The sequence below is a fragment of the Nostoc sp. genome (genome assembly GCF_036916575.1).
Classification (GTDB): Bacteria; Cyanobacteriota; Cyanobacteriia; order Cyanobacteriales; family Nostocaceae; genus Nostoc.
Genome location: NZ_JBALGC010000017.1, coordinates 50,900 through 76,738, shown reverse-complemented (window position 1 = coordinate 76,738; position 25,839 = coordinate 50,900). Strand labels below are relative to the sequence as shown.

At 41.4% G+C, this 25,839-nt stretch carries 18 protein-coding genes and 3 pseudogenes; 8 read left to right on the top strand and 13 right to left on the bottom strand.

The window, feature by feature from the left end; translation table 11 throughout:
* The first annotated feature begins 50 nt into the window (after nucleotides 1–50).
* Nucleotides 51–1,103, top strand: a complete 1,053-nt coding sequence (locus V7L29_RS05750) for a glycerate kinase (protein WP_334734866.1) — start codon at nucleotides 51–53, stop codon at nucleotides 1,101–1,103.
* A gap of 42 nt (nucleotides 1,104–1,145) precedes the next feature.
* Here the strand turns inward: V7L29_RS05750 and V7L29_RS05745 are convergent, their stop codons facing one another.
* The 7 genes and pseudogenes from V7L29_RS05745 to V7L29_RS05715 form a co-directional block, all read right to left on the bottom strand.
* Complete coding sequence (locus tag V7L29_RS05745; protein WP_334734825.1) at nucleotides 1,146–1,451, bottom strand: hypothetical protein; 306 nt, start codon at nucleotides 1,449–1,451, stop codon at nucleotides 1,146–1,148.
* 287 nt (nucleotides 1,452–1,738) lie between these two features.
* Nucleotides 1,739–2,374 carry a restriction endonuclease subunit R gene (locus tag V7L29_RS05740; RefSeq protein WP_334734824.1) on the bottom strand — a complete coding sequence of 212 codons (636 nt, stop codon included), beginning with the start codon at nucleotides 2,372–2,374 and terminating at the stop codon, nucleotides 1,739–1,741.
* Between the two features lie 256 nt (nucleotides 2,375–2,630).
* Nucleotides 2,631–4,019, bottom strand: a complete 1,389-nt coding sequence (gene hisS, locus V7L29_RS05735) for a histidine--tRNA ligase (protein ID WP_334734823.1) — start codon at nucleotides 4,017–4,019, stop codon at nucleotides 2,631–2,633.
* 152 nt (nucleotides 4,020–4,171) lie between these two features.
* Nucleotides 4,172–4,618, bottom strand: a complete 447-nt coding sequence (locus tag V7L29_RS05730; protein ID WP_334692601.1) for a DUF3598 family protein — start codon at nucleotides 4,616–4,618, stop codon at nucleotides 4,172–4,174.
* Between the two features lie 925 nt (nucleotides 4,619–5,543).
* On the bottom strand, nucleotides 5,544–6,965 hold the full coding sequence (locus V7L29_RS05725) for an aldehyde dehydrogenase family protein (RefSeq protein WP_334692600.1): 1,422 nt from the start codon (nucleotides 6,963–6,965) through the stop codon (nucleotides 5,544–5,546).
* 76 nt (nucleotides 6,966–7,041) lie between these two features.
* Nucleotides 7,042–8,085: a nitrilase-related carbon-nitrogen hydrolase gene (locus V7L29_RS05720; RefSeq protein ID WP_334692599.1), complete on the bottom strand. Its 1,044-nt coding sequence runs from the start codon at nucleotides 8,083–8,085 to the stop codon at nucleotides 7,042–7,044.
* A gap of 69 nt (nucleotides 8,086–8,154) precedes the next feature.
* Nucleotides 8,155–8,286, bottom strand: a pseudogene (locus V7L29_RS05715) (red chlorophyll catabolite reductase); the annotation flags it as partial.
* A 419-nt stretch (nucleotides 8,287–8,705) separates the two neighbouring features.
* On the opposite strand from V7L29_RS05715, the gene V7L29_RS05710 reads away from it, so the two are divergent.
* Complete coding sequence (locus V7L29_RS05710; protein ID WP_334734822.1) at nucleotides 8,706–9,635, top strand: NmrA family NAD(P)-binding protein; 930 nt, start codon at nucleotides 8,706–8,708, stop codon at nucleotides 9,633–9,635.
* Between the two features lie 5 nt (nucleotides 9,636–9,640).
* Here the strand turns inward: V7L29_RS05710 and V7L29_RS05705 are convergent, their stop codons facing one another.
* The 3 genes from V7L29_RS05705 to V7L29_RS05695 all read right to left on the bottom strand — a co-directional run bounded on the left by V7L29_RS05705 (nucleotide 9,641) and on the right by V7L29_RS05695 (nucleotide 15,306).
* A complete protein-coding gene (locus V7L29_RS05705; RefSeq protein WP_334734821.1) occupies nucleotides 9,641–9,907 on the bottom strand; it encodes a hypothetical protein in 267 nt (88 codons plus the stop codon).
* Between the two features lie 460 nt (nucleotides 9,908–10,367).
* Nucleotides 10,368–11,738, bottom strand: a complete 1,371-nt coding sequence (locus tag V7L29_RS05700) for a PQQ-dependent sugar dehydrogenase (RefSeq protein WP_334734820.1) — start codon at nucleotides 11,736–11,738, stop codon at nucleotides 10,368–10,370.
* Between the two features lie 1,126 nt (nucleotides 11,739–12,864).
* Nucleotides 12,865–15,306, bottom strand: coding sequence for a penicillin-binding protein 1C (locus tag V7L29_RS05695; RefSeq protein ID WP_334734819.1), 2,442 nt, complete (start codon nucleotides 15,304–15,306; stop codon nucleotides 12,865–12,867).
* Between the two features lie 347 nt (nucleotides 15,307–15,653).
* Between V7L29_RS05695 and V7L29_RS05690 the strand changes: the two genes are divergently transcribed.
* Genes V7L29_RS05690 through V7L29_RS05675 form a run of 4 tightly spaced genes read left to right on the top strand, consistent with a single transcriptional unit; the run spans nucleotide 15,654 to nucleotide 22,898 of the window.
* Nucleotides 15,654–21,506, top strand: coding sequence for an alpha-2-macroglobulin family protein (locus V7L29_RS05690; protein ID WP_334734818.1), 5,853 nt, complete (start codon nucleotides 15,654–15,656; stop codon nucleotides 21,504–21,506).
* Nucleotides 21,507–21,566: 60 nt separating this feature from the next.
* Complete coding sequence (locus V7L29_RS05685; RefSeq protein ID WP_334734817.1) at nucleotides 21,567–21,818, top strand: hypothetical protein; 252 nt, start codon at nucleotides 21,567–21,569, stop codon at nucleotides 21,816–21,818.
* On the top strand, nucleotides 21,815–22,279 hold the full coding sequence (locus V7L29_RS05680; protein WP_334734816.1) for a type II toxin-antitoxin system VapC family toxin: 465 nt from the start codon (nucleotides 21,815–21,817) through the stop codon (nucleotides 22,277–22,279). Before V7L29_RS05685 ends, V7L29_RS05680 begins: the two co-directional genes overlap by 4 nt.
* The gene (locus V7L29_RS05675) at nucleotides 22,269–22,898 is read left to right on the top strand and encodes a hypothetical protein (RefSeq protein ID WP_334734815.1); all 630 of its coding nucleotides are present in this window, start codon (nucleotides 22,269–22,271) and stop codon (nucleotides 22,896–22,898) included. Before V7L29_RS05680 ends, V7L29_RS05675 begins: the two co-directional genes overlap by 11 nt.
* 105 nt (nucleotides 22,899–23,003) lie before the next feature.
* On the opposite strand, the gene cbiE is transcribed toward V7L29_RS05675, so the two are convergent.
* Together cbiE and V7L29_RS05665 are read right to left on the bottom strand one after the other, a co-directional pair.
* Entirely contained in the window at nucleotides 23,004–24,230 is a 1,227-nt protein-coding gene (cbiE, locus tag V7L29_RS05670; protein ID WP_334734814.1) for a precorrin-6y C5,15-methyltransferase (decarboxylating) subunit CbiE, read from the bottom strand.
* Between the two features lies 1 nt (nucleotide 24,231).
* Nucleotides 24,232–25,023, bottom strand: a complete 792-nt coding sequence (locus tag V7L29_RS05665) for a class I SAM-dependent methyltransferase (RefSeq protein WP_334734813.1) — start codon at nucleotides 25,021–25,023, stop codon at nucleotides 24,232–24,234.
* A gap of 67 nt (nucleotides 25,024–25,090) precedes the next feature.
* On the opposite strand from V7L29_RS05665, the pseudogene V7L29_RS05660 reads away from it, so the two are divergent.
* Nucleotides 25,091–25,222, top strand: a pseudogene (locus V7L29_RS05660) (tetratricopeptide repeat protein); the annotation flags it as partial.
* Between the two features lie 99 nt (nucleotides 25,223–25,321).
* On the opposite strand, the pseudogene V7L29_RS05655 reads toward V7L29_RS05660, so the two are convergent.
* Nucleotides 25,322–25,514, bottom strand: a pseudogene (locus V7L29_RS05655) (IS630 transposase-related protein); the annotation flags it as partial.
* Here V7L29_RS05655 and V7L29_RS05650 point away from each other — a divergent pair.
* Nucleotides 25,513–25,806 carry a hypothetical protein gene (locus V7L29_RS05650; RefSeq protein WP_334692587.1) on the top strand — a complete coding sequence of 98 codons (294 nt, stop codon included), beginning with the start codon at nucleotides 25,513–25,515 and terminating at the stop codon, nucleotides 25,804–25,806. The pseudogene V7L29_RS05655 and the gene V7L29_RS05650 overlap by 2 nt on opposite strands.
* Nucleotides 25,807–25,839: the final 33 nt, after the last annotated feature.

The window sequence follows — 25,839 nt, the reverse complement described above, 5'->3', positions numbered from 1 at the left end:
GAGACGAGGGGGATGAGGAGAATAAGGAGGATAGGGGAGAGTTGGAATTTATAAATTTGTGGCTGGGTAAAATTTTAGTTTCAGAAACTGTAGCCGAAACTTGGCAGCAAGAAGCAAGAGAAGCCGCGCTGGCAGATAAGTTAAGGGCAAAAGCTTTTGGGATCACGCCGGAAAATGCCGATGAAGTGATAGAGAGGCGATCGCATTTACTAAAATCTGTCTTCCCAGCTTTTAGTCAATTCTGCCTAACTACTCTCCAAATCGAACCCAAGGAAATGTTACAAGTATTGTGGGACTTGTGGCTTCCTTTGGGGATGAAACTCGCATCGCACCGCCAACAATTGGGCCGCCCTCTGATTCAAGGCATTTTGGGAGGACAAGGGACTGGGAAAACCACAATGTGCAAAATTCTCAGCTTGATTCTCCAACAGTTAGGGTATCACACTCTGAGTTTGTCTTTAGATGACTTATACAAAACTTACAGTGATCGCTTGGTTTTAACACAGCAAGATCCCCGCTTGATTTGGCGAGGCCCACCAGGAACCCACGATGTAGATTTAGGCTTAAATGTACTAGATCAAATCCGCCAGTTACAAAATCCGGTTATGGTTCCCCGCTTTGATAAATCTGCCTATGGAGGTGCAGGCGATCGCACTACTTCAGAAATCGTCACAGATGTAGATATTGTACTATTTGAAGGTTGGTTTGTGGGTGTGCGGCCAATTGAGCCAGATGTATTTGATACTGCACCGCCACCAATTATCACAGATGAAGATAGAGCATTTGCCCGTGATATTATTCATCGCCTCCACGATTATTTACCACTGTGGGAGCGATTAGATAGCTTAATTTTGTTATATCCAATCGATTATCGCTGTTCTTTAGAGTGGCGTAAACAGGCGGAACAGCAGATGATTGCTGCGGGTAAATCGGGGATGAACAATGCAGAGATAGAGGAATTTGTCAATTATTTTTGGCGATCGCTTCACCCGGAATTATTCATCAAGCCATTGGTAAAAGATGCAACAGCGGTTGATCTAGTTATTGAGATTCATGCTGATCATAGCTTTGGTGAAGTATATTGCGATCGGGCTAATTCGTAATTTCAACTTGTAGGTTGGTTGAGGAACGAAATCCAACATTTTTCATCCTTTGTTGGGTTTCACTTCCCTACGGGACGCTGTTCGCGTTCGTTCAACCCAACAGACAACAAGAAGAACAAGAACAAGCAGATAGGCTACAAAGACAACGAGAACAAGAAAAAGCTGATAAGCTGCGACTACACGGGGCAGAAAAAAGTCTTCTTGTTGTGCTTGTAGTATAATGCTAGCTTTTTGGCTGTCATAGCAATTAGCAAAGATAAATCTGCTCGCTACTTTTTCTATTTCTTGGTTAGTTGCTTCCCATTCATCCCAAGGTAGTCTCATTTGTCCTGGAGACGATTTTTTCACCTTTGCTTTAGCCTTAGCCTTCAACCCTAGCAATCACTTGCCTCCCCAGTAGTTGCGCGTTTCTTTTTTTGCTTGACGGCGGTATTTTTTGCAGAATCCTCAATACTTTGCAGCGCATTCATCCAGAGTTTTACCCAACTTCAAAAACGCTGGATGCCACTCTTTGTCGGGAAGTCAAAAGTCAAAAGTCAAAAGTCAAAAGTCAAAAGTCAAAAGTCACAAGATTATTAGAGGTTTTGTTTACTCATTACTATTGATTATTGTTAAATGTATCTTTAAATTCCCTTTTAAAGCTGACAAATTGCTTTTAAAACTTGTAGCAACTGACTTGAACGCTCTCTTTCCATTAAATTTAGTTCTGGTAATAGATAATAAATTGGGGGATTTCCTTGTTCAATATAGACAAGCTGATAACTTCTACCATTAGTTGTTAATCCCCAAACTGATTTTTGATTATCTAAATTTTTAAAAGCATACGTGAGTAGCTGAGGGAAACCTGTTGATATATCAATTTGACTATTTTTAGATTCAATTAACAGTACCCAGAAATATGTTTGAGGTTTTATATGTTTAGCTTTACTAATAGCTAAAATATCAAATTTTCCTTTAATTTTGATATCTTCATCTTCTACTTCAATATCAGTAATATTCTCTTCCAAAACAATCTCGATAGGATAGCGATAAAAACCAGCTAATCTTAGTAAAGGGGCAACTGCAAGAAACTTTACCTGACCTTCAGAAACTTTGCCTGCTGTGAGGTATCTATCAAAGTCATGCTGAATTTGTTTGAGTTCCTGCTGTTCTGCTTCCGTAAGAGGTTCCAAAGATAAGTAGTTAGAAAATGAATCATTGTACTGTTTTTGAAAGCCAAACAAACGCTGAACTTCTTCTAAAGATAAATTACGAGCGTTGAGAATTTTCATATATTTTTGCTTGATTAAAGTGCAACCCAATCCAAATTACCTATATAAAACCTATGTTAACCCTTACTTGACTGACCAACTTCGTTAAGCTACAACAAAAAAGATTTGTCAGTTAATCAAATATTAACCCTCAACAAACTCCTTCTTGACTCTGTGTTCTCTGTGCCTCTGCGGTTAAATAAAAAGCTTTTGAACCGCTCCAGACGGGGAGGGTGCAGAGAGAAAAAGAGATTTTAGAAGTCATCTTGAAAGTTTATTAGCCAAGCCTTCTTTTAACTTCCTCAGCCAAATCTACCAGTAGGACTTCTACTTGCTCACCCGTTTTCAAATCTTTCAACGAGGACTTTTGGGTTGCGGCTTCCTCAGAACCGATAATTACGCAAAATTGAATTCCTTGCTTATCAGCTAGCTGAAATTGTTTACCCAAGGGACGCTTATCAAAGTTAGTTATAACATTAATTCCAGCCTGACGCAGATGTTGAGAAACTTTTAAATAAGTTGGCATTAAATCTTCTTGTATATTCACTACCATCACCTGGGCTGGTGTAGCAGCTAAAGTACTAAGAATGCCAGCTTTTAACAAGCGACTAATTAAGCGAGTTAAGCCGATAGAAATGCCGACACCAGGCATTTTTTCACCCAAAAATACACCGACTAATTCTTCATATCTCCCGCCAGAACAAATACTACCTAAAGCTTCATGTCCTAATAAGGTTGTTTCGTAAACTGTACCAGTATAGTAATCAAGACCACGGGCAATGGATAAATCAATACAGAAACGATTTTCGGCAACTCCGAGATTACGCACACCTGCAACTACTGTTTCTAATTCGCTAACTCCCAGGCTCAATTGCTTGGTTTCTGACAGATTTTCTGCGAGGTGTTTGAGCTTATCTAATATTTCATCAACCGAACCATCAATTTTAATAAACTCAATTATTTTTTGAGCCTGTTCTGCTAAAATACCTTCTTTCTCTAAATCTTGTTTTACTTTATTTTCACCAATTTTTTCTAGAGTATCAACGATGCCAATACAGGATTTAATTTGGTTTTCAGCAATTCCTACTGACTTAAAAAAACCAGTAAGAACTTTGCGATTATTGATGCGAATCAGAAAATCACCAATATTAATTGCTTCAAATATCTCAGTGATAATTGCAGGCATTTGAGCATCATAGAGCAAGCTGAGTTCACGACGAGCAACTACATCAATATCGCACTGACGAAACTGACGAAAACGCCCATCTTTCGCTCGTTCTCCCCGAAAAACCACATCCATTTGGTAGCGGGCAAAGGGAAAGGTTAACTCATTCAGGTGACGGGCAATATAAGCCGCTAAAGGAACTGTTTGATCAAACTTTAAAGCTCTTGCTTCCGAACCAGTTTCACCAGATTTATCTCTCTCGGCTTGTCGATTTGGTGGCAGAATGGGATCAATGCCATAGATGATATTGTCGCCTTGATTTCCTTTAGCTTGCAGCACTTCTAAACGTTCTACAGCAGGTGTTTCTATGGGCGTAAATCCATAGCTTTCAAAAACTCTACGGATGATATCTAGTAAATATAATTCTAGACGCTTTTCATTAGGCAGGAATTCTGGAAAACCGCTAGGAGTAGAAAAGTTTATTTTGTCACCTTTTGCCATGCATGTACCTTACTAATCTGGTGGGGTGCATTAGGACTAATGTTCATAATGCACCGAAAATCTAGGATGGTGCGTAAGAGAGCGGCATAACACACCCGACAAAACTACTGGAGAATAAAGAAATGAGTGCTTATCTCTGAGGGGATAAATTACTATCTTAGCCGTTCTTCTTGAATTAGGGTGCGTTGAAAGATTTGATTATTCTTAAACCAATGCCAAGTGCGGGCACGATTGTTATTGTCAGGACTAATGTAGATCATTTCATATAAGCTCATTTCTGGGTTTGTCTTATAACTAAACCACAAAATAACAATTGAATCATCTACTTCCCAAGCTTTTCCTTGAATGCGATCAGTGTCAAACCAAAGCTTATTATCTTTATAGCTTCCGGGAAATTCATACTCTTCTCGTTTACCATCAGGCCAATTGTAGCGATTGATTTGGTAGTAGGGATGAGGGCCATTTTCGGGAAATTGACAAGTTAAGTGAGACTCATACTTGTCGAGGATTTTTCCGGTTGTATCAATTACTGTATAAGTTCCTACCCAATCTCCTTCATGACGGACAAGTACGGGCATTCCTTCGCGAATATTTGACATTGCAATTCACCTCTCAATAAACATAGGTAAGGTCTACAACACAAGGTAAAAATAATAGTTTGAGCGGGTAAGCAGTGCATTGGTGTCAACTTAACGTAAAAACCAGTCTAGACTGAGCTTTGAGAGATTACCTCGTTCATAGTCTCTGACTGGGAATGCCTATGGGAGGCTCCGCCTCAAGACTAGCGGCAGAGCCGTCAGGAGTAGCATTTCCAGCCTCTGGCTGGAAACGAGGTTTATGAGGTTTTAAACAAGTTTTAGCTTAAGTTGACACTAATGGTAAGCAGTGCTCACCCTACAAAAACTGCTAAATGTTAGCATTAACATTGTAAGTCGATACAATCGCATTGTAAGTCGATGCAATCGCGTTGTGAGTTGATGCAATCGCATTGTAAGTCGATGCATTAAGTAAGTCGGCGAGAAAATTCAATGTATACGAACCCACATAAATTTGTAGTAGGGTGTGTTATGTCGTAGGCTAACGCACCTTAAATTGTTGACCGAGACTGCGTCTTGAAGTCACTGATTCACTCATTCAAAAGTCATTTAGTGGGACTTAGACAAAAAACACCCATAAAAGAGCCTCAAATCTATATACAGAAAGACTTTGACATCATTAGGCTTAGTTTGTTGATATATCTGGGTTTGAGGCATTTTTGAGTATTTGGTGTATTCCCCTTACTCTGTATGGGTTTGAGGCTTGTTTGTCCCAAAAAAATGTTTAAGTCCCGTTAGCAGAAAATCGAGATGGTTACTGAGCGTAGCCGACTTGTGCCGAGTTTAGCCTGAGCGGCGTCGTAAAGCCTGCGCCTTAAGCGTAGCTATGCTTAGAACAAGCTCAGTACAAGTGACTTTTGACTTTTTGTGAGGGTGCTGTACTCTCGGAGCTAACGCACCCTACATTTAAATTTATTAGTTGAGAGTGTCAAGCTTCATTATCAAACCACCAAGGGTCACTAGTAGAGTTGGTTTTGATCAAAATAGCTTTTTTTCGCATGAACCGTTTTAGTGCTGCTGCACCCATGCGTGACCCTCCCAAACCAGAGAATTTAAAGGCGTTTTTCTCTCCCTCATGCATAAGGGCGGTGAGTGCAGCATCGTTGATACTGATGGCACCTGCATCTATTTGGTGGGCAATTTCTAAGGCTTCGGCTTCTGACTCAGCAAATACAGCAGCACTTAATCCATAAATTGAGTCGTTCGCTAAAGAGACTGCTTTCTCTGCTGTGGAAAAAGGCATCACTGGCATAATGGGGCCAAAAGTCTCTTCAGTCATGACTTTCATGGAATGATTAACCTGGGTAAGCACTGTCGGACGACACCACCAACCTCCACCTAAGTCTTCAATTACACCACCACAGTGAATTACTGCTCCCTTTTCAACTGCATCTAGAAGATGGTCGCTAATAATGGCTGCTTGTCTTTCGGCGATGATGGGGCCAATTTCTCCACTTTCGACTGTCGGATAGGCTAGCCCAAGGCGATGTGCTTTGGTTACTAGTTGATGGTAAAACTTTTCAAATATCGATTCAGCAACATAAATTCGCTCAATTGATAGGCATGACTGTCCGCTGTTGACAACGGAACCCCACAATATTGCTGAGGTTGCTAATTCTAAATTGGCTGATTCTAAAACGATCGCAGGGTCTTTTCCTCCTAATTCTAAAAAAGCTGGAATAAACCGTTTAGCAGCGGCTTCTGCTACTTTTCGCCCTGTGGCTACACTGCCTGTAAAACATACCAAATCTACATTCTCAATCAAAACAGATCCGGTTTCTCCCGCACCTTCAACAAAAGTTAATACATCGTGCAGTTTGGGAACGGCGTTGAGTGCTGTGATTAGTGGTGCTACGAAGCGGGGAGCAATTTCACTGGGTTTGACAATCACGGCACAACCCGCCAACAATGCCGGAATAGTATCAATGGTAGACAGCAACAGTGGAAAATTCCACGGGCTAATTATCCCAACTAGGGGATAAGGAACGGATGTTTGTTGCAAGGCGATAAACGGAATGGCTGTATTTTTTGCCGATTCTTGCAGCAGTTCTGGCGCTATCCGACACCAGCGATCAATGCTAGAAAGGAAGGAATCTATTTCTAATACTGAGGTTGACAATCTTCCCGTATCATTTACCAAAGCTTCCGTTAAGCGATCGCGCCCGGATAATATGGCTTTTTTCCACTGCTGTAAGGCTTCAATTCTCCCTTCTAAACCCAAGTGCTGCCAGCGAACTTGCGCCCTGCGGCTGCGGTTACATTGTTGTGCCAGCAGCCTTGGAGGCGGCGGGATAATTACGTAGTCAAATTTACCAGTTCGGGGATTGCGGACTTCTATTGGTTTTGTCATTAGTCATTAGTCATTAGTCATTAGTCAAGAGTTATTTATTCTTTATTTCTCTATGCCCAACGCCCCATTAGCCGATTCAAATTATCCCCAGTTTGACTAACCGCTCAATGGTAGCTTGCTGCGTTTGGAGGAAGTGTTTGCGGTCTACTTCTCCTTCCAGCATAGTATTAGCGGGGTAAAAGTGTGACTGTCGGTAACTTTCGGCGTATAGCTCAAACCGTTGACGTGCAAGTAAATTATTTAACCCCGGTCGGCGGCGATCACGGCGTAATGCTGCTAGGTCAATCTCTGCGAAAGCTGCCATGCTCTCACCTGTAGCTGTCTCTGCTACTATAATTCCGCGATGGTCGATGATTTTAGAGCCACCATCAGCCGAAGCAATGGGGATAGCAATATTAGCGATACCTGCGGTATTGCTTGAAACTACATATGCAGTATTTTCGACGGCGCGAGTGATTTTTGCCGCGTCTTTGGGCGTGAGGTTTTTGTTGTATACTTCCGATGTGGAATGGACAAAAATCTCTGCTCCTCGCATCGCCAGACACCGCGCCACTTCTGGATACAAAATTTCTTCTGATGCCAAAGCTGCCAAATTACCGATCACAGTTTTGGCAACGGGGAAAACTCCCTCCAAACCATAGCAATCGAGATACTTATCCCAAACATCATGGGGGGTAGGAGCAAACAAGGAATTTAGCCGCCGATACCGCAAGACAATTGAGCCAGAGGGATCAAGAATAAAGCAGGTTTGGAAGTACAATCCGGGAAAGTTGGGGTCAACTTCGTAGGCGTTACCAGCCAAAAAGATTTTATGCTTTTGAGCAATTTTACCAAGTGCTTCATACTCAGCACCAGCCATTTCTATACAGGCTTTTTCTGCCCATCCTGAGAGAGAATCTCCCATCGGGAAACCAGTCAGGAAATATTCTGGCAGTACAATTAAACGACAATCAAAGCCAATGAAAGCGATACTGGCAGCAATTTGTTGCGCTAGGCGGTTGATGGAGCTTTGCATGAGCGATCGCGCTTGGTGGGGATCGTTTGTTTGGTTGACTGCATAACAGGTAACTTGGAGTGCCAAGGCCCGGAATGAGTTGAGATTATCGGTGTTTTTGTCCACAATTCCCTCACCAAATTCTATAAAATGCGATGCCTACGGTTCTTGCTAGCCTACACCACCCCAGAGCGATCATACTAATTTATCTGTCATTTCTGCTCCAAATAGCCGCACAGCAATTTGGTTGTCTGGATCGCGTTCTGCGATCGCCCGACGCACAATTAAATCACAGTTAGACAAAGCAGCACGCTGATCATCTGGTACGGATCATCGGTGAGAGTCTAAGATGATATTATTTTTGTCAATTAGAAATTATGCTGAAAATTTGGAAAAGCAGAGGTATTAAGTTAACTCTTGTACTGAACTTATAGGTAAAAAATGAATGAAACGCCCTAGATTATGCGTAGGCGTAGGCATCGCCTGCTCAAAAATAGTGTTTCCAACCCCATTTTTCAGCCATATTTTGAGTACTCTTGCTTATTGACAAATGGTATCCGACCTTAATTTCTCACGAATGGGTACGGATTCAGCTTCATCTACCCACTTCAACCAGCGATCCATCAACTCCTCAACTGCTCAAATACATTTGTATTGTTTAAAGTAGGTTGCTACTTAATTATTGTTTGCTTCTTTTGTCTTTGGATAAACTTAATTTAAATAAAGAACTCCTCTTAGAAGAGAGAATGTCAAATTTACCCGATCGCACGGAGTCAAACATCGATAAAGTCTTACTCATTGGAGTGACTGGCGGCACAGGTGGAAATGTCGTTAAGGGATTTCTCGAACAGGGAATTACTAACCTGCGAGTCATCACTAGAGAAATTGACCTTAATCGTCCAACTCTTGCAAAGCTTAACGATGCCAAAGTTGAACTGGTAAAAGCCAATCTCGACGATGAAGCCTCCCTCATAGCAGCCTTTGCAGGGATTTCGGCTGTTTACTGCCACGCCACTTCTGCGGACTCTCCTAAAATTGACCCGCTAGAGGTGGAGAGGGCAAGGCGAGTTGCACAAGTTGCCAAACAAGCTGACATCAAACACTTTGTCTACAATTCCGCAGGTGGGGCGGATCGGAATTCAGGAATCCCCCGCATTCAGCAAAAGTACCAAGTGGAGCAAATTCTTAAAGAAGCTGGCTTACCGACTACTATGTTGCGAGCCTGCTTATTTATGGAAGAGTTTTGGAAGAAGTACACGCGACCTTCCATCCTCAAAGGTAGTTTTCCATTTTCCATTCAGCCAGACAAACCCCTTCATCTAATTACAACAAAGGACATGGGCCGCGTTGCTGCTTACATAATTAAATATCCCACCAAGTACATCGACCAAGAAATTGAGTTAGCTGGCGATGTGTTGACTCCAAAGCAGATGGCAGAGGCATTCTCCCAAGCGCAGGGGATAAAAGTTATTCATAAAGAGACACCCGCTTGGATTTTCTTACTCCTACTGCAAAAGGAACTGTTCGATTTGATTCAGTGGTATCGTAAACAAGGTTATCAAGCCGATGTCCAGCGTTTACGAGAAGAGGAGTTTCCTGGACTTCTAACCACATTTAGAGAATTTCTGGCAGAAACCAACTGGGCAAATACGGAACTCACCTACGAGAGTCTGTGAGCGGATTAGTAGACTGTGGCAAAAGTTTGCCTACCTTTAACCAGTTGCTCAGAGCAACTTATTAAGCCTCTTATCTGGTTAATTGAGATGGTAGCTTTATTTTTGCCGCTGCTCCGGCGCAGCGACAAATTACAAGTAGCCAAAGCATCCCGTGCATCTTCTGGCACAGGTTCAGCTGTATCTACCCAAGTTAACCAGCGATAGAGTGTTTTATGTGCAACTGTGCGAGTTAGTTCGAGAGTCTCAAAAGTAGGTGCGCCTGTGTAGGACAACCTAACAGGCGATTGAAATAGGCTACATTATTCGTAATGAATCATCATTAGACTTCTTGCATAAATCAAAAATAAGAACCAATACGCTTGGGTTAAGAATTTCTTCCTTCCCTTTGCGTCCTTTGCGTCCTTGGCGGTTCGTTAAAAAAATTGACTTGAAGAAAGAGTTTTAGCCTTAACCCAAGCGTATTGAAATAAGAACCCCAAAGAGCCAAAGCTACGCTTTGTCTCCCCTAAGAGCAAGCTCTTAGGGGTTGGGGTGTTAGGGATTTTTGCAAGAGGTCTATTGCAAAAAATTCCTCAGGATGTGCAAATTTGACTTTTCATAGGATGTGAAAAAGTCAGATGTCACTGACACTTTTCAACTACAATACCTGAAATCTGGAAATCATTTTCATCTTGGGAGTGGTTCACGAACATCATTAGCGAACATTCCCCCTTTACCACATCCCATGACCAGTCAGCGTGGTTGCGTGTAGGAGAGCTTGTAGATGGTGCCGCTGTAGTCATCCGAGATTAACAAATTACCCTGCTGATCGACTACCATATCCACCGGTCGCCCCCAAAATTGTTGCGTTCCTGGAACTACCCAACCGCTGACTAAATCTATCTGGTACCCTGGGAGCTTTTGGCTACTGTTCCAGGCAAAGTAAGCTACTTTATAGCCAATTCTCTGCTGGCGATTCCATGAACCGTGCAGTCCCACAACTACCCCATTTGAGTACAGGCTGGGAAAGTTTGTATTTTGTAAGAAGGTTAGTCCCAACGGAGCCGAATGCGCTTCGATACCTCTGATAGTCTTATCGATCAGATTGCAATCAAGATGTCCATCACGATTGAACTGATAGTCGCGATCCAAAGGCATATAGTATAAGTGATTTGGGGTGTCAGGATTGGGGTTGCAGAATGGCCAACCGTAGTTGCCGCCATCTCGGACTCGCGTGAACTCATCTGGTGGATGGTTGTCTACGTAGGACGGGATAACCTTACCGTAGTTACCACTGGCATCGTTGAAGGGATAGGCGATGTTGTCTCGATTATTAACGACTACCCAGAGGTCATTTGTGCCAGGGAAGAATGCCAGTCCTTCTGCATTGCGTAAACCTTGGGCAAAAAGCCGCGGATTACTTCCATCAGCGTTGTACTGGTAAATCGCACCGCGCCGTGGGTTACTGACAGTGTCTGCTACGCAGGCGTTGCATGTCGAGGCGATCGACACGTATAGTTTGTCGTTGGCATCGAGGGCGATATTTTTCAGTTCGTGACCGTAAGCACCTCTGAGTTCCGGGGTGCTGCTGTCTGGTAAGCCGCTTACAACAACTTGGCGATTCTGCGCGGTTATGTCTCCAGATTTGTAGATGAAGCGGTCAATTTGATTACTCTCAGAGATATAGATGTATGTGGTGTTGTTAATCGTGTGAAACACAATGTCATGCGGTTTGCGTAAACCTGTCACGAAATCAGAAATAATTGGGTCATTAGCGCCATTTGACCTGACAATTAGCACTTTACCCGTATCAGGCTGCGATACTAAAAGATTGCCATTGGGAGCAATTGCCATAAAGCGGGCTTTCGGAATGCGAGCATAAACGGAGATGGAGAAGTTGGGCGGCACTTTCAAGTAACGGCTAATATTGAAGGGCGCATAGCTCATTGTATTAGGCACGTTAATCTTGGTTTCAACAGACGTAGTTGGTGGGATGGCTAACGTTGGGGTGGAAAGAACCTCGAAGTTGATCACAGTAGTAAGCAGGGCGAGCAAACTAACTAGCCGCGCCGATACTATCTGTCCGAGCCACTGTCTTGGCTGTAGAGTAAATAGAATTGACATTTTCAACTTCCTTTTGATGTGAGCAGTAAAATACATAACTACACTTAAGACTGTGTTTAGAGCCTTAGTTGTAGCAGCCAGAAACGCTTTAACCTGCAAATAGGATGGTTTCGAGCTAGGACTAATTGCAATCACGCGTAAGTAAAACAAGTATTTTATTTACTACTTACACTAGTGCTTTGTCAAGCTAGTTTGAGGTTTGGAGTAAGGGCTTTAGTCTTTATTTTCTAAGCCCTAAAGTCCTTAAGTCGGCGGTAAAAAATCGACCTATTAACGAGATATCAAGCTAAAGAATACTTAAAAAACAGGTCATTCCACTGTTTTTACAAAACTAAACATACCTCAGTTTTATCATGCCGACTGACTTACTACCAACTTGATTACCTATCAATTTAAACTTGACAGACTACTAGTTAGACTTCCCAAAAGTTTTTATTCTTCAACAAAAAAATCAATAAAGATTTTTTTATTGATTTGGGTAATTTAGAGAGAGCTTTTGAAAATTCTGCTAGTTGTGAGATTATGGCGTTGGTAAAAAGTTGAGTCTATTTGCCAATAATCTTAGTTAAAATTGATGACTAAAGGTGATTACAGTTAATAGACTCGTCCGAAAACTAAATTGGCATAATAATTGTTGTCTAAAACCATTACAAAAACTGGGCTCAAAATTTCCTGAGAAGTCTAATTGTGACTCTAATATTTCTGAATTGCAGGTTTGATTGATTAATATTGCTCTTGCTAGATTTAACTAGCATATATAGAACTCAGGTTTGATTAATGAAAATCCTTTAAGATAAAAGCTTTGCTGGACAAAAGTTTTAATCTCAAGATGCTGATCATTATTGAACTCGGATTTCTATATTTGGTTACATCCTATTGAGATAAAAGTGAAACGTAACTCGTATATTCACTAGTATTTAAATTTTATTGAAAAATTATTTTGGGTAAATTTACGTTAGTAAATTTACGTAAGCTGAAATTTAATATGATATTTTAGCAAAAAGTGGCGATACTCAAATACAAGTTATTGTTAGCTTACTGACATCAGTTCTCTATCTTCATCCTTCTTTTTAGCTAAAAGTATTGAATGTAGAACTTTATTTATTCACGCCCACTTACTATTTAATTATGGGCGATTCCTCTTTACCTGAGAATTACTAATAGAAAATCCCCGACGCGTGGGTTTAAGACTAGCTAATTCCACCTGAAAACTTACTTTGTCGCTCATTTCCCTGCTTCTCGCTTCCAAAGTCCAATTACCAGGACGCAACTCCCAAAATAAAGAATTAGCTAACTGTGTATCTAGCTTTTCATCATTTAGCCACCACTCTACAGGCAGAGATTTATTTCCCACTAGCTTAAATTCGAGTTTTTGCTTTGTTTCTTCACCTGGATATAGTAAGAATAAATCGCCATGATGCGGAGATAAAATTCTCAAATTGGTAGAAGTAAAATTTGATTGCTGTTGTTTTGCCAACCACTCATCATACTCTGGTGGCAAATTGAATTGATTTTCACCTTCGTAGTTACTTTTATCTTCAGGATAAAAATATTCCTGTACAACTGAGGTACAATCTGGTGTTGGTCGTAACCCAGAAATTGCACAAATAGGTAGTTGCACTAAACCTTCTGGAGATGAAAAACCTGCTGGTTCTTGATGTTCGTGTAGGTGTAACATAATCCGATTCCACAAGGGTGCAGCCCCTGTAACGCCTGAAACTTGTCGCATCGGTTCGCCGTTGAAATTACCTACCCAAGTAGCGACGGTGTAATCGGTAGTGAAGCCAACTGTCCAAGTATCGCGAAAATTGGAAGAAGTGCCAGTTTTAACCGCACTGGGAAAGGGTAAATTTAATACAGAGTCTACACCAAACGCTGTTGCACGAGCATGGCTGTCACTGAGTATGTTGATGATTAATTGCCATATCGTCGTCGAATTTTGGATTTTAGGTTGCACTAAAGGTGCGCTTTCAACGCAACTTAGATTTTGGATTGGGGAATTGGAAAATGTGCTTACTAAAGGGATAGCATCTCCTTGTCGTGCTATGGTTAGGTAGGCACGGGCTAATTCCCAGAGACTGACTTCGCCACTACCTAAAGTCAAACCCAAACCATAGTGTTCTGGGGTTTGATTGAGGTGTTCAAATCCTACTTGATGCAGTCGTTCAAGGAAAGTTTCCACACCTACTTTTTCTAACACGCGCACTGCGGGGACATTTAAGGAATTTGCTAAAGCGATTCGTACCCGCACTGGGCCAAGAAAACGTTCGGTGTAATCTGTGGGGCTGTAAAGTTTCGCGCCGGGAATGGCGTAATGGGCAGGTACATCTGCCAAAATGGTATTTGGGCGAATTAAACCTTTTTCTAAAGCTAATTCATACACAAAAGGCTTGAGAGTAGATCCTGGTTGACGTAGCGCTTGCACTCCATCATTTCGTCCCAATTTGGCTTCATTAAAGTAGTCAGGCGAACCGACATAAGCCAAAATTTCACCAGTGCGGTTGTCAATCACCAATGCAGCTGCATCATGGACATTGTTCGCGGCTAGGGAAGAAATTACCTGCTGCACCTGTGCTTCAATAAACTGCTGTAAAGGACGATTTATAGTCGTGCGAATAACAGATTCATCTCCCCAATCCACGCCAGTTGCAACAAGAGTGGCTCGCCGCCCAACGCACAGGCTCCCCTTTTTAAGGGGGGCTTGATTCCCCGCTTTGTAAGGGGGACTAGGGGGAATATGATTGGCTAACCAAAATAAAAAGTGTGGTGCGGCGATAATCCCCCGTTGGCGAGATTGAAAGACAACTTTTTCGGTGTGTGTTCGCTCTGCGATCGCCCCACTGATATACTCATCACGTACCATACGATTGAGGACGTATTTTTGTCGCTGCTTCAGCCGTTCCCAATGCTCATAAGGATTAAAGTATGTGGGATTATTGGGAATAGCAGCCAACAAACTAGCTTGAGCAAGATTCAATTCACTAGCTGGGATGGAAAAATAAGTCCGCGCAGCTGCTTCCACACCATATATATTGCCTCCCATTGGCAGCCGATTGATATATGCAGAAAGAATTTCATCTTTATTCATCCCTGCTGTTAACCGCCAAGATAGCCAAACCTCACTCAGTTTACCAGAGAAGTTACGGGGGACGGGATCTAACATCCGCGCCAACTGCATGGTAATAGTGGAAGCGCCGGAAACAATTCCTTTGGCGTGGATGGCTTCTTTGCTGGCGCGGACAACAGCTTTCATGTCCAACGCCCCGTGATGGTAAAAGCTACCATCTTCGGCGGCTAAAATGGCATGGATAAACTGAGGCGAAACCTGATTTAGTGATACTACTGATGTATGCTCTTGGTCACGGGTGAGCAATGTTCCTAATGGTAAACCATTGCGATCGCTAAATTGCATTGCCAACTGATTTTGGGCAATATCTGCGGCACGAATGGGCGCAAAATAAGGCAGTAGGCGTACAACCAGGCAGATTACCAGCACAGCCAGGGTAACTTTACTAGTTTGACGCAGTTTGTGCTTAATTTTAGTTAGCGATCGTGAAATTAGTTTCATCAGGGAATCCCCTGTCTAAGAAAACTTACCTTAATCTTGACGCAGCGATTACATCTACATCAGTAAATATATCAAATCCTTAATAATTCATTTATCATCACTTAGCAGATGTAAATTAATCTTTGCGAAATTTAAATACTTCTTTATAGTTAAGAATTGAGTCATTTTTGGAACAATTATACTGGATTAGTTATCTATGTAAATAAACATACGTTAGATCCACAGTTTGAGTACAAATAACTAGTTATCTTGCGTCCTTTATTAGTCTTGGTGTTGCCCACTGATGAGAGAATGCAAATTTTTCTTTGCTATTATTTAGAAATTTTTTATTTTGAATTACGAGAAAGATGATGATCAGAGTTTTACTGCGTTTCTACCATCAAATAACCTATCACGTTTTTGGCGGTAGCTTGCGGCAAGCCGAAGCGTCTACGTTAAAAAAAAATGGACATTCTTCAAGCCGTAACCGAACAATACAGTTTCTTTTTATTTTTACATTTATACTAGCGATCGCAGGGTGTAATTTCTTTGGTATCAACTCAAGTAAAGAACAACTTCCGACAGTTTCCCCACTCACGCCGCCGAAATTACCAGACTGGATTGAACAAATTAGTCCCATTGGGGATGCAAAATCTCTTAACCAAATCCGCATCCGTTTTAAAGAAGCTTTAATACCAGTTGAAAGTCTTGACAGTCCAGAACAACAGAAATTATTACAAAAATTTGCCCTTTCGCCGCCTTTACCCGGTCAATTTCGCTTTTTAACACCACGGATGGTAGGTTTTCAAGCTGATAAAGCATTGCCAATAGCAACAAGATTTCAAGTCACTCTCAAGGCAGGTTTAGCCGATTTAAAAAATCATCGCCTAGACAAAGATTTACCTTGGACTTTCAATACTGAATCTATCAAACTGACTAATCTACCTGGTGTCAATCCCATTGAAAAAGCTGATGTTGAACCAATTGATTTACAACAAAAGTTACAGTTCACTTCCAATGTAGAATTGGATTTAGCTTCTGTACAAGAGCATTTACAGTTAATTCCTGAAGGAAAAAATAAAGGTATAGGTTTTAAAGTTGAATTAAACAAAGAAGAAAAACCATTAGAAGATGAAGAACCTTTAGAAAAATTTGACCATTCAGCACACAATTGGATTTATAATCTCATCCCCCAGCAAAATCTTGAAAAAGCAACTCGTTATCGGCTAGTATTTGCGCCAGGAATACGTCCTGCTTATGGCAATTTACCTACAGAGAAAGAATTTGCCAGTAAGTTAGTAACTTATTCGCCTTTAGCATTTCAGAAAATTAATTTTTACGGACAGCCCGATGCAGGTGGAACTTTTGGAAGATTTCTTAAAGGCAGTCCACAGCTAGAATTTAATAATGTCTTATTAGCAGATTCAGCTAAAGAAAATATTACTATTAATCCAGCACCAAAAGTAATTTCGAGAATTATACAAATAAATGATGAAGATAAAATTGTCGGCATCAATCCTTATGCGCTAGAACCTGCCAAGACTTATACAATTACTATCGGTGCTAATCTCAAAGATAAGTTTGGGCAAACTTTGGATAAACCGATCACAGTTAAATATGATACTGGAGATTTAGCTGGAGATATCTGGGTACCATCAGATTTAAATATTTTCCCTACAGGTGAAGATTTACAATTAAATATTAGTACGGGAAATTTGCCAGAATCTAAGTACAAAGCAGCTTATCGAGCAGTTAAACCGACAGATTTAGTTTATTTTAATAATAGTAATGATTTATTACCAAAACCTTCTGATTGGCAAAACTTTAAGGTATCAGGTAAAAAAAATCAATCAGTTGATATTGCTGTTCCTCTTCGGGAAAAAATAAGCTCTACTACGGGAATGTTAGCTTATGGAGTGCAAGCCCGCACTAATAAATATCAGGAGAATGGTAAGGAACTTTGGCGTGAACCTACAACTTATGGCTTAGTTGAATTGACGAATTTGGGCGTATTTACTCAATGGTTTCCTGAGTCAGGCTTAATTCGCGTCAATCATCTTATAGATGGTTCACCAGTTAAAGCGGCTGCTATTGAAATTTATCAATCAAAATTACAGGCAAAATCTCGCCCAGAACCTGTACCTTGTGCAACGGGTAAAACTGATGAAAATGGAATCTTTAGAATTTCTCGTGAAGGATTACAGCAATGTTATTCTGGGAATGAAACCTCTAGTAAATCACCACAATTATTAGTAATAGCCCGTGAAAATCAAGATTGGGCATTTGCTAGAACAGAAGAATATAGCGGCGTTTATGGATATGGTATTGATGCAGGTTGGCAAAATGGTAAACCAGAATCACGCGGAGTAATTTTCTCAGACAGACAGTTGTATCAACCAGGTGAAAAAGCTTGGTTAACTGGTTTTTCTGAATATTTCCAAAATGGCACAATCCAGCAAGATAAAAATGCTGTTTACCAATTAACTTTGGTAAATCCTGATGGACAAAAGATTAATTTAGGTACGCAAACTACAAATGAATTTGGCACATTTTCTCTGGAACTGCCAATCAAGACTACTCAGCGCTTAGGCTACCATACAATCCAGGCTAAGGGTAAGAACGGGCAAGAAATTTCTGGCGAATTTCGGGTAGCTGAGTTTAAGCCACCCAACTTTAAAGTCGAACTTAACTTAGAAAAAGAATTTGCTCTCATTGACGAGAAAGTTGATATTAATGCTAAAAGTAATTATTTATTTGGTGCGCCTGTAGAAGGTGGAGAAGCAAAATACTTTATTACTCGCCAGCAGGCTAACTTTGTTCCTAAAGGTTGGGAGGAATTTACTTTTGGTAGGCAATGGTTGTGGCCGGAGGAAACTCCTACTATATCTAGTGATGTGTTGCAGACTAATGCCCAATTAGATGCTAACGGGACAACTAGGCAAACGGTAACAGTGGCTAAGGATTTACCATATCCAATGACTTACCGAGTCGATGTGCAAGTTGCAGATGTTTCTAATCTGTCTGTAGCGAATTCCAAAACTTTTACAGCCCTACCAAGTAATCGCCTTATCGGATTAAAAAGCAATTTTATCGCTGATGCTGGTAAGGCTTTTCCGATTGAAGTGATTGTTACTGATCCAACAGGAAAACCAATAACAGGTCAACGGGTGCGCCTGGAATTACAACAGATTAAATATAGCAGCGTCACGCAGTTGGTGGAAGGTAGCCAAACACCAAAAAATCAAGTTGAATATAAAACAGTAGGACAAGCAGAAATTACATCTGCTAGTAATCCGCAATTGGTAAATTTAACAGCGCCGGAATCTGCTTCATATCGGATTAGAGTTAATTTTAGCGATGCCAAAAGCGAATTAAGTGCCACAGATTTACAAATTTGGGCAACTGGAGGAAATCCTGTATTTTGGGGTTCGAGAGAAAAAGATGTCTTAGAAGTTAAATTAGATAAAAAAGAGTTTAAACCAGGCGAAATTGCTACTGCACTAATTCAATCTCCCTATTCAGATGCAGAATTGTACTTTGCTGTGATTAAAGACAAACCCCTTTATCAGCAAATTACCAAAGTTAAGGGAGGCGCACCACAAATTCAGTTTCAAGTCACGCCAGAAATGTTACCTAATGCAGCTATTGAAGCTGTATTAGTCAGGCAAGGTAAACCGATAAATCAAGTGGAACCAGGTAGTTTAGATAACTTGGTCAAAATTGGTTTTACACCTTTTAAAGTTAACTTAGAAGATAAGTATTTAAAACTGCAAGTTAAGCCAGTGCAAGCATCATTAGAACCTGGTGCAGAGGAAACGGTACAGCTAGAACTAAAGGACAATCAAGGAAACCCCACCAAAGGACAGTTTACAGTCATGGTGGTAAATGAAGCGGTACTACAACTTTCTGGTTATCGTCCGCCAGATTTGGTGGATACAGTTTATGCAGAACAGCCCATATCTACCCGCTTTAGCGATAATCGACCGGATGTAATATTACAACCACAAGATGTAGCTAAACCCAAAGGTTGGGGTTATGGCGGTGGTTTCTCAACTGGTGCAGCAAATACTCGTACCCGCACCGATTTTAAAGCCTTAGCTTACTACAACGGTTCTGTCCTCACCGATGCAAATGGTAATGCACAGATAACCTTTAAACTCCCGGATGACTTAACTATATGGCGAGTGATGGCTGTCGCCACCGATGGAAATCTGCGCTTCGGTAATGGGGACGCGACTTTTATCACCACCAAGCCACTGCTAACTAATGCTATCTTGCCACAATTTGCCCGTCCAGGCGATCGCATCCTTGCTGGTTTATCCGTAACTAACAACACTGGGAATACAGGAAATCTCTCAATTAATGGTGAACTTAGCGGTACGGTGAAGTTTGCTGAGAAAAACCCCATAGCTACTGCTTTGCAAACCAAAGCTGAATCTGCAACTCATGCTTATCGCTTTCCAATGGTGGCCGATAGAGTGGGAGTTGGTAAAGTTCGCTTTACCACTCAGCTAAATGGTACAGCCGCAGATGCTTTTGAAGTACCTTTGGAAATTAAGCCAATTGAAATTACAGAACAAGTCGTTGAAACTGGTGTAATCCCTCCAACCCCCCTTAACAAAGGAGGGGATAAGGTGAAGATTCCCCTGAATGTTGATAAAAATACCTTTCCTGATGCGGGAGGTTTAGATATTCAATTGGGGAGTACTTTGATACCGGAGATTCAAGCACCAGCAAAGCAGGTTTTAGAAGATGATGATTTGCCGTTTACAGAACCTGCTGCAAGTCAGTTAATGATTGCAGCTAATCTGCAAAATCTTACACAAAAATATGGTCAGACATTTGCAGAATTTAATCCTACCCAACAGGCAAATCAAGCAATTGAAAAATTAAAAAAACTTCAACTGGCAGATGGTGGTTTTGCAGCTTTCCCCGGACAAGAAAAATCCGACCCTTGGGTTTCTTCTTATGGGGGTGAATCTTTGGCTAAAGCCAGTCAGGTGTTTCCTAATTTAGTCGATTCTGCAATGCTGTCTCGCCTGAAAGCTTATTTGCCAAAACTTCTGGCGAATCCTGGAGAATATGAGTTTTGCAAACAACTACTCTGTAAAAGACAACTGCAACTTAATGCTTTAATCGCATTAGCAGAATTGGGAGATCAACGTAATACTTTTCTCGCAGATATTTATGAACAGCGCAATAATTTTGATGTAGTAACTCAAATTAAACTAGCGCGATACTTATCTCAATTCCCAGAATGGCAAGACGAATCTCAACAACTGGTAAGCAATCTACAACAAAATATATATGAAACTGGTCGCACAGCAGTTGTAAGTTTACCACCTAGTTGGGGATGGATGAGTTCATCTACCACGACGCAAGCGCAAGCTTTACGCTTATTTATTGCCAAGCAGAGTAAACCCGAAGTTATAGATAAGTTATTCCAAAGTCTTCTCGCACTGCGAAGGAATGGCACATGGCAAACTAACTATAATAATGCCCAAGCATTAACAGCTTTGGTAGATTATAGTCAACTGCAACCCACGCCGCCTAATTTTGTTTCCACAGTACAATTAGCTGGTAAGAAGTTAGGAGAAAATCGCTTTGATGGCTACAAAAATCCTCGCTTACAAATGAATATGCCGATGAATCAATTACCTCGTGGTCGTAATGATTTAATACTGCAAAAGTCAGGCAATGGGACTTTACACTATCTGGTTGCTTATAATTATCGCTTGCAAGGAAATCAACCAGGTAGGTTTAACGGTTTACGCATAACACGAGGAATTAGTCAAGTAAATGAAGAGAAAGTTTTACAAAAAACAGGTCTTTACGCTTTCGATAAACCCTTGACTTTAGCCTCTGGACAGGTGTTTGATATTGGTTTAGAAATTATTGCCGATCATCCTGTAGATCATGTGGTGATTAAAGATCCGCTACCAGCAGGTTTTGAGGCGGTGGATGCGAGTTTTCAAACTACGACAGCTGCATTACAAGCAAAAGCTGATAGCTGGGAACTTAGCTTTAGAAATATCTACCGCGATCGCATTATCGCCTACGCCGACCACCTGGAACCAGGAGTTTATAGCCTGCATTACTTAGTCCGTTCTGTTACTCCTGGGACATTTTCTTGGCCTAGTGCAGAAGTTCACTTGCAATATGCAACAGAAGAATTTGGGCGTACTGCTGAGTCTACATTGATGGTTGAGGATAAGTCGTGACAATTTAAGATGTAAGAAAGGGAATTTACAAATGTTCAAAGCCTATGGGAGAACAAGGCAGTGACACATATTCTCAAAGTCAACGAACATGGCGATTTGTATTTACCATCAGAGGTGCTGGGAAAACTACAACCTGGCACAGTCTACAGCTTAGAAGTTCAGGGAGATGTACTGATTTTGCGTCCTGAACGTTCAGGCGTATTCTCTCCAGAAAAGAAAGCGGCAAAGTGGAGGAGGTGGGCTGCAAGTCATTCAGCTAACAGTCCAAGCTTGCCTAATGAGGCTTTGCGCCGGGAGCATATCTACGATTGACTATTCGTTACTTACTGGATACCAATATTTTATTGCGTGCTTGTGATCCTGCTTCATCAAGTTATGCACTGGCGCTAGAAGCAATTGCTAGACTTTTAGCACAAGGCGAGGAGTGTGTCATTACTCCTCAGGTGCTGATAGAGTTTTGGGTAGTTGCTACTCGCCCAATTGCTGTCAATGGTTTGGGGTGGAATGCCGACCAGACACACACAGAGGTGGAACAAATTCTTGATCAATTTACGTTACTTGAAGACAATCCACAGATATTTAGACAGATATTTAGCCATTGGTTGAATTACGTTACCACTTATAAAGTCATGGGTAAGCGCGTCCACGATGCGCGATTGATTGCTGTGATGTTAACACATGGAGTAACGCATTTGCTGACTTTCAATATAGACGATTTTACCAGCACAGCAGGTATTATCGTTGTGCATCCACAGACAGTTATTGATAGTTAATAATGCCAAGTGGTCAAAGCCAAGACAACCAGGAGGTAATATTAAGGCAAAACAGGCTTTAACGCTAATTCAATATCTTGGAATGCGGGTTTTTATTCACCAAAAGACTGGTTGGAAGTCTAATTCTGGCTCTCCCATCCCTAATGATTTTGAACAGGAATTTGTTGTACATAAAGAGCGATTTACTGTTAGACAGATACTGAAAATTGAAAATCACCCAGAGCTGATGTCTGCTGTACAACTGTGGCAGGAAAAACATAGTGCTTCTAAAATGATTTTTGCTGAAACCAATGATGCGTTAAACAAATGTCTCCAAGGACTAAAATCTAGAGAAATTAAAAAACAGAATAATCTTTATCAAAATTCTGCTATCAGACACTATTATGATACATGTCCTCTAATGGATTACTCAGCTATGAGTAAATTAGCAGATAACCAAATTCGTTATCACGATATCCATCCTGTGGAAGCTGTTTGTAAAGCGTTGGATTTATATATGCCTAAGCATAAGGCTGAACTTATACCAGTTATAGAGAATGTTTACAAAGCAGACAAAAGATTAAAAGCTGAATCCAAGCAAAAAATACTTGCTGTTGGAATTCAGTTGTCATTATTCTAAATATTATTAGGGTAGCCACCCCACACTCCTTTGAAACTCGGCTATCTATTGCGATCGCATTATCGCCTACCTCAACCACCTCGAACCAGCAGTTTATAGCTTGTACTACTTTTTCAGTTTTTCAGATTTTACAACTACCCATTGCGTAACACCCGCCATTGCTCGCCAGCCCAAAAATTTCCCAATAGGTTCCGCTCGTTGGATGGCAATACGAGTCAAATCACCACTGACTCGTTCATGCCATTGAAATAAAGTTTGCTCACCCTCTACTGTCACCACATTTGCCACCAAACGCCCACCAGGCCGCAGTGCTTCCCAGCAAACATCAAAAAGTCCCGTTGCTGTCACTCCACCACCAATAAAAATCGCATCTGGTGTAGGCAAGTCTTTCAGGGCATCTGGCACTTTCCCTTCAATGATTTGCAGATTTGGAGTACCGAGAGTAGCGGCATTATCAGCAATATATAGTAGTCTAGACGAGTTTTGTTCGATCGCGATCGCCCGACACCGAGCATGGCTTCGCATCCATTCGATAGAAATGGAACCGCAACCCGCGCCAACATCCCACAATAATTCTCCTGGTGTGGGAGCCAAAGTTGCTAGGGTGATTGCCCTAACTTCACGTTTGGTTAACTGTCCATCGTGCTGGTAGGCGTTATCTGGTAATCCTGGTAATCTTGGTAATGGCACAACCCCAGTATCAGCAATGCAATCAACTGCGATCGCATTCAAAGCAGCAACTTCTGTTTCACTCCAAGATGCAGCCGTACCTTCCACAATTCTTTCATGAGTGCCGCCCATGCGCTCCAATACGGTGATTTTACTGCTACCGTAGCCGCGATTTGTCAAAATTTTGGCAACAATGGCGGGTGTGTCCTTCCCTTCACTCAAAATCAATAGCCTAGCTTTTGGATAGATGTAAGACTGGAGTAGGGAGGATGGACGACCATTCAAACTCAAGGTTTCTACCTCAGTTAAAGACCATCCCACCCTGGCACAGGCGAGACTGAAGGCTGAAGGTGCGGGTATAATCGTCATTTGGGAGATGGGAATTCGCCGCATCAAGGTAACACCAATGCCGTAACACATCGGATCGCCGCTTGCGAGTACGCAGATTGACTGACCTCGACGTTTGATGATTTCCTCAACTGAAGTGCTAATGGGGGATGTCCAGACTAGTTTCTCACGTTGGTCATCTGTAGGGAGCATTGCTAAATGGCGATCGCCTCCCACAATTACTTTAGCTTGATCGATTAGGGAAAGAGCGATCGCGCTTAACCCCTGTAATCCATCTTCTCCAATCCCGACGATAGAAAGCCATTTCTGTGTCATGCTAATTCATGATTAATACTTTATCGGCAATTATAAACAAGTAATCTCCTTGATTATTTTCATACTTATTGACAATCTCGGTGATGCGTCCTGTATTAATATCTGCTGCTAGCCTTTGACACCCGGCAGCGATTTCATCGGCAGAAGCTAGCAAAGCAAACGTAGAAATTCCAGAGCGGACATTTTCATCTAAATATATTTCCGGACGATGTTTTCCACTATATAAAAATAGGTCTTGCAAATTTTCGGAAATAGAATAATATTCAATATCTCCTGAGTGAAAACCTGCCTCATTGAGAGCATATCTGACATTTTTTAAACTTGGCATCTGTTCAGCAGATTTATGTATAGCCTCTGGAAAATATTCGACTAACCAATATTTGCTTATTTGCTCCGGCGTGGCAGTAAACAATACAAAACGACCAGCCGCCAAGACACGGTAAATCTCCCGAAAAGCAGGAATTAGTGCAGCAAAATGATGTATTGCTAGCGTGCATAACACACCTGAAAAAGTCCCATCAGCATAAGGTAAAGCCTCAGCTTCTGCAACTTTCCAAGCTACAGCATTACTCTTATTCGTAGCAGTATCAATCATCTGTTTTGATTGGTCTACTCCATGCCAAACACCACCATGTTTTGCCAAAGCTAGCGTGTAATTTCCGGTGCCACATCCCACATCTAGATACGAGGAATCTGATTTGATTTGAAAGTGTTTAGCTAATTGGGCAGCAATGTCAGGGTCAGCGCGACGAGTCAAATCATAGCCTTTGCCAATTTGCTCATAAATAGTCATTTGTTTGAGTCTGTTCCGAATTTTAGACTCACATTATTCTATGGCTTTTGCTACATGAATGTAAACTATAGCTATCATCAAAATTGGCTATATCAAATACGAAAAAGGAGATGTAGAAGGAGCAATACAGCAGTGGGAAAAAGCAGTTCAAATTAATGGTAGTGTAGCAGAACCACAAATGGCGATCGCAGTTGCTTTATATGCCAAAGGTGAGCACGAAAAAGCTAGTAAATTTGTAGTTGCGATCGCCACTGATTTTGGACATGGTAGTGGTTTTATTGTCAGTCCAGATGGTCTACTTGTTATTCTTGCCCCGATGCTCACTTACTTTGGCTCGGAAGTCCCCCGTCTGAGCTTTACGTCGCAACCAGAAATTAATGGTGTTGCGGAAGACAGTTAAAATCTTCGCAGGCTTCACAGCGCTTCATGCCATTGAGTTTGATCGCCTCAATAACTTTTTGGCGCAGGTCGTAGCTGTAGGGTTTGGGCATGACAGAAATAGGACGCAAAAGTGGAAGGGCTTTTCTATTCTATGTCCTAACCGTGATGGCGGCTGCTATAACTATTGAGATGGATAGTCAGCAAATAGACTCTCACTTATACTTACTGCTTCCTGCTAAAGAACGACTCATAGCACAGAATGACGACATTTTCCCAAAGGATTTTAATGCTCGATTGACTGTTACCTTACCAGAAAATGGTATCTACTATTTGTTGGCTAACACTTTTGAAGCAGAAGAATCTGGTAGTTACAGTTTACGCGCAGCGATATCTCAGCAGTAATTTATTTTTAGTTGGTGAACTATTGGGTATAAA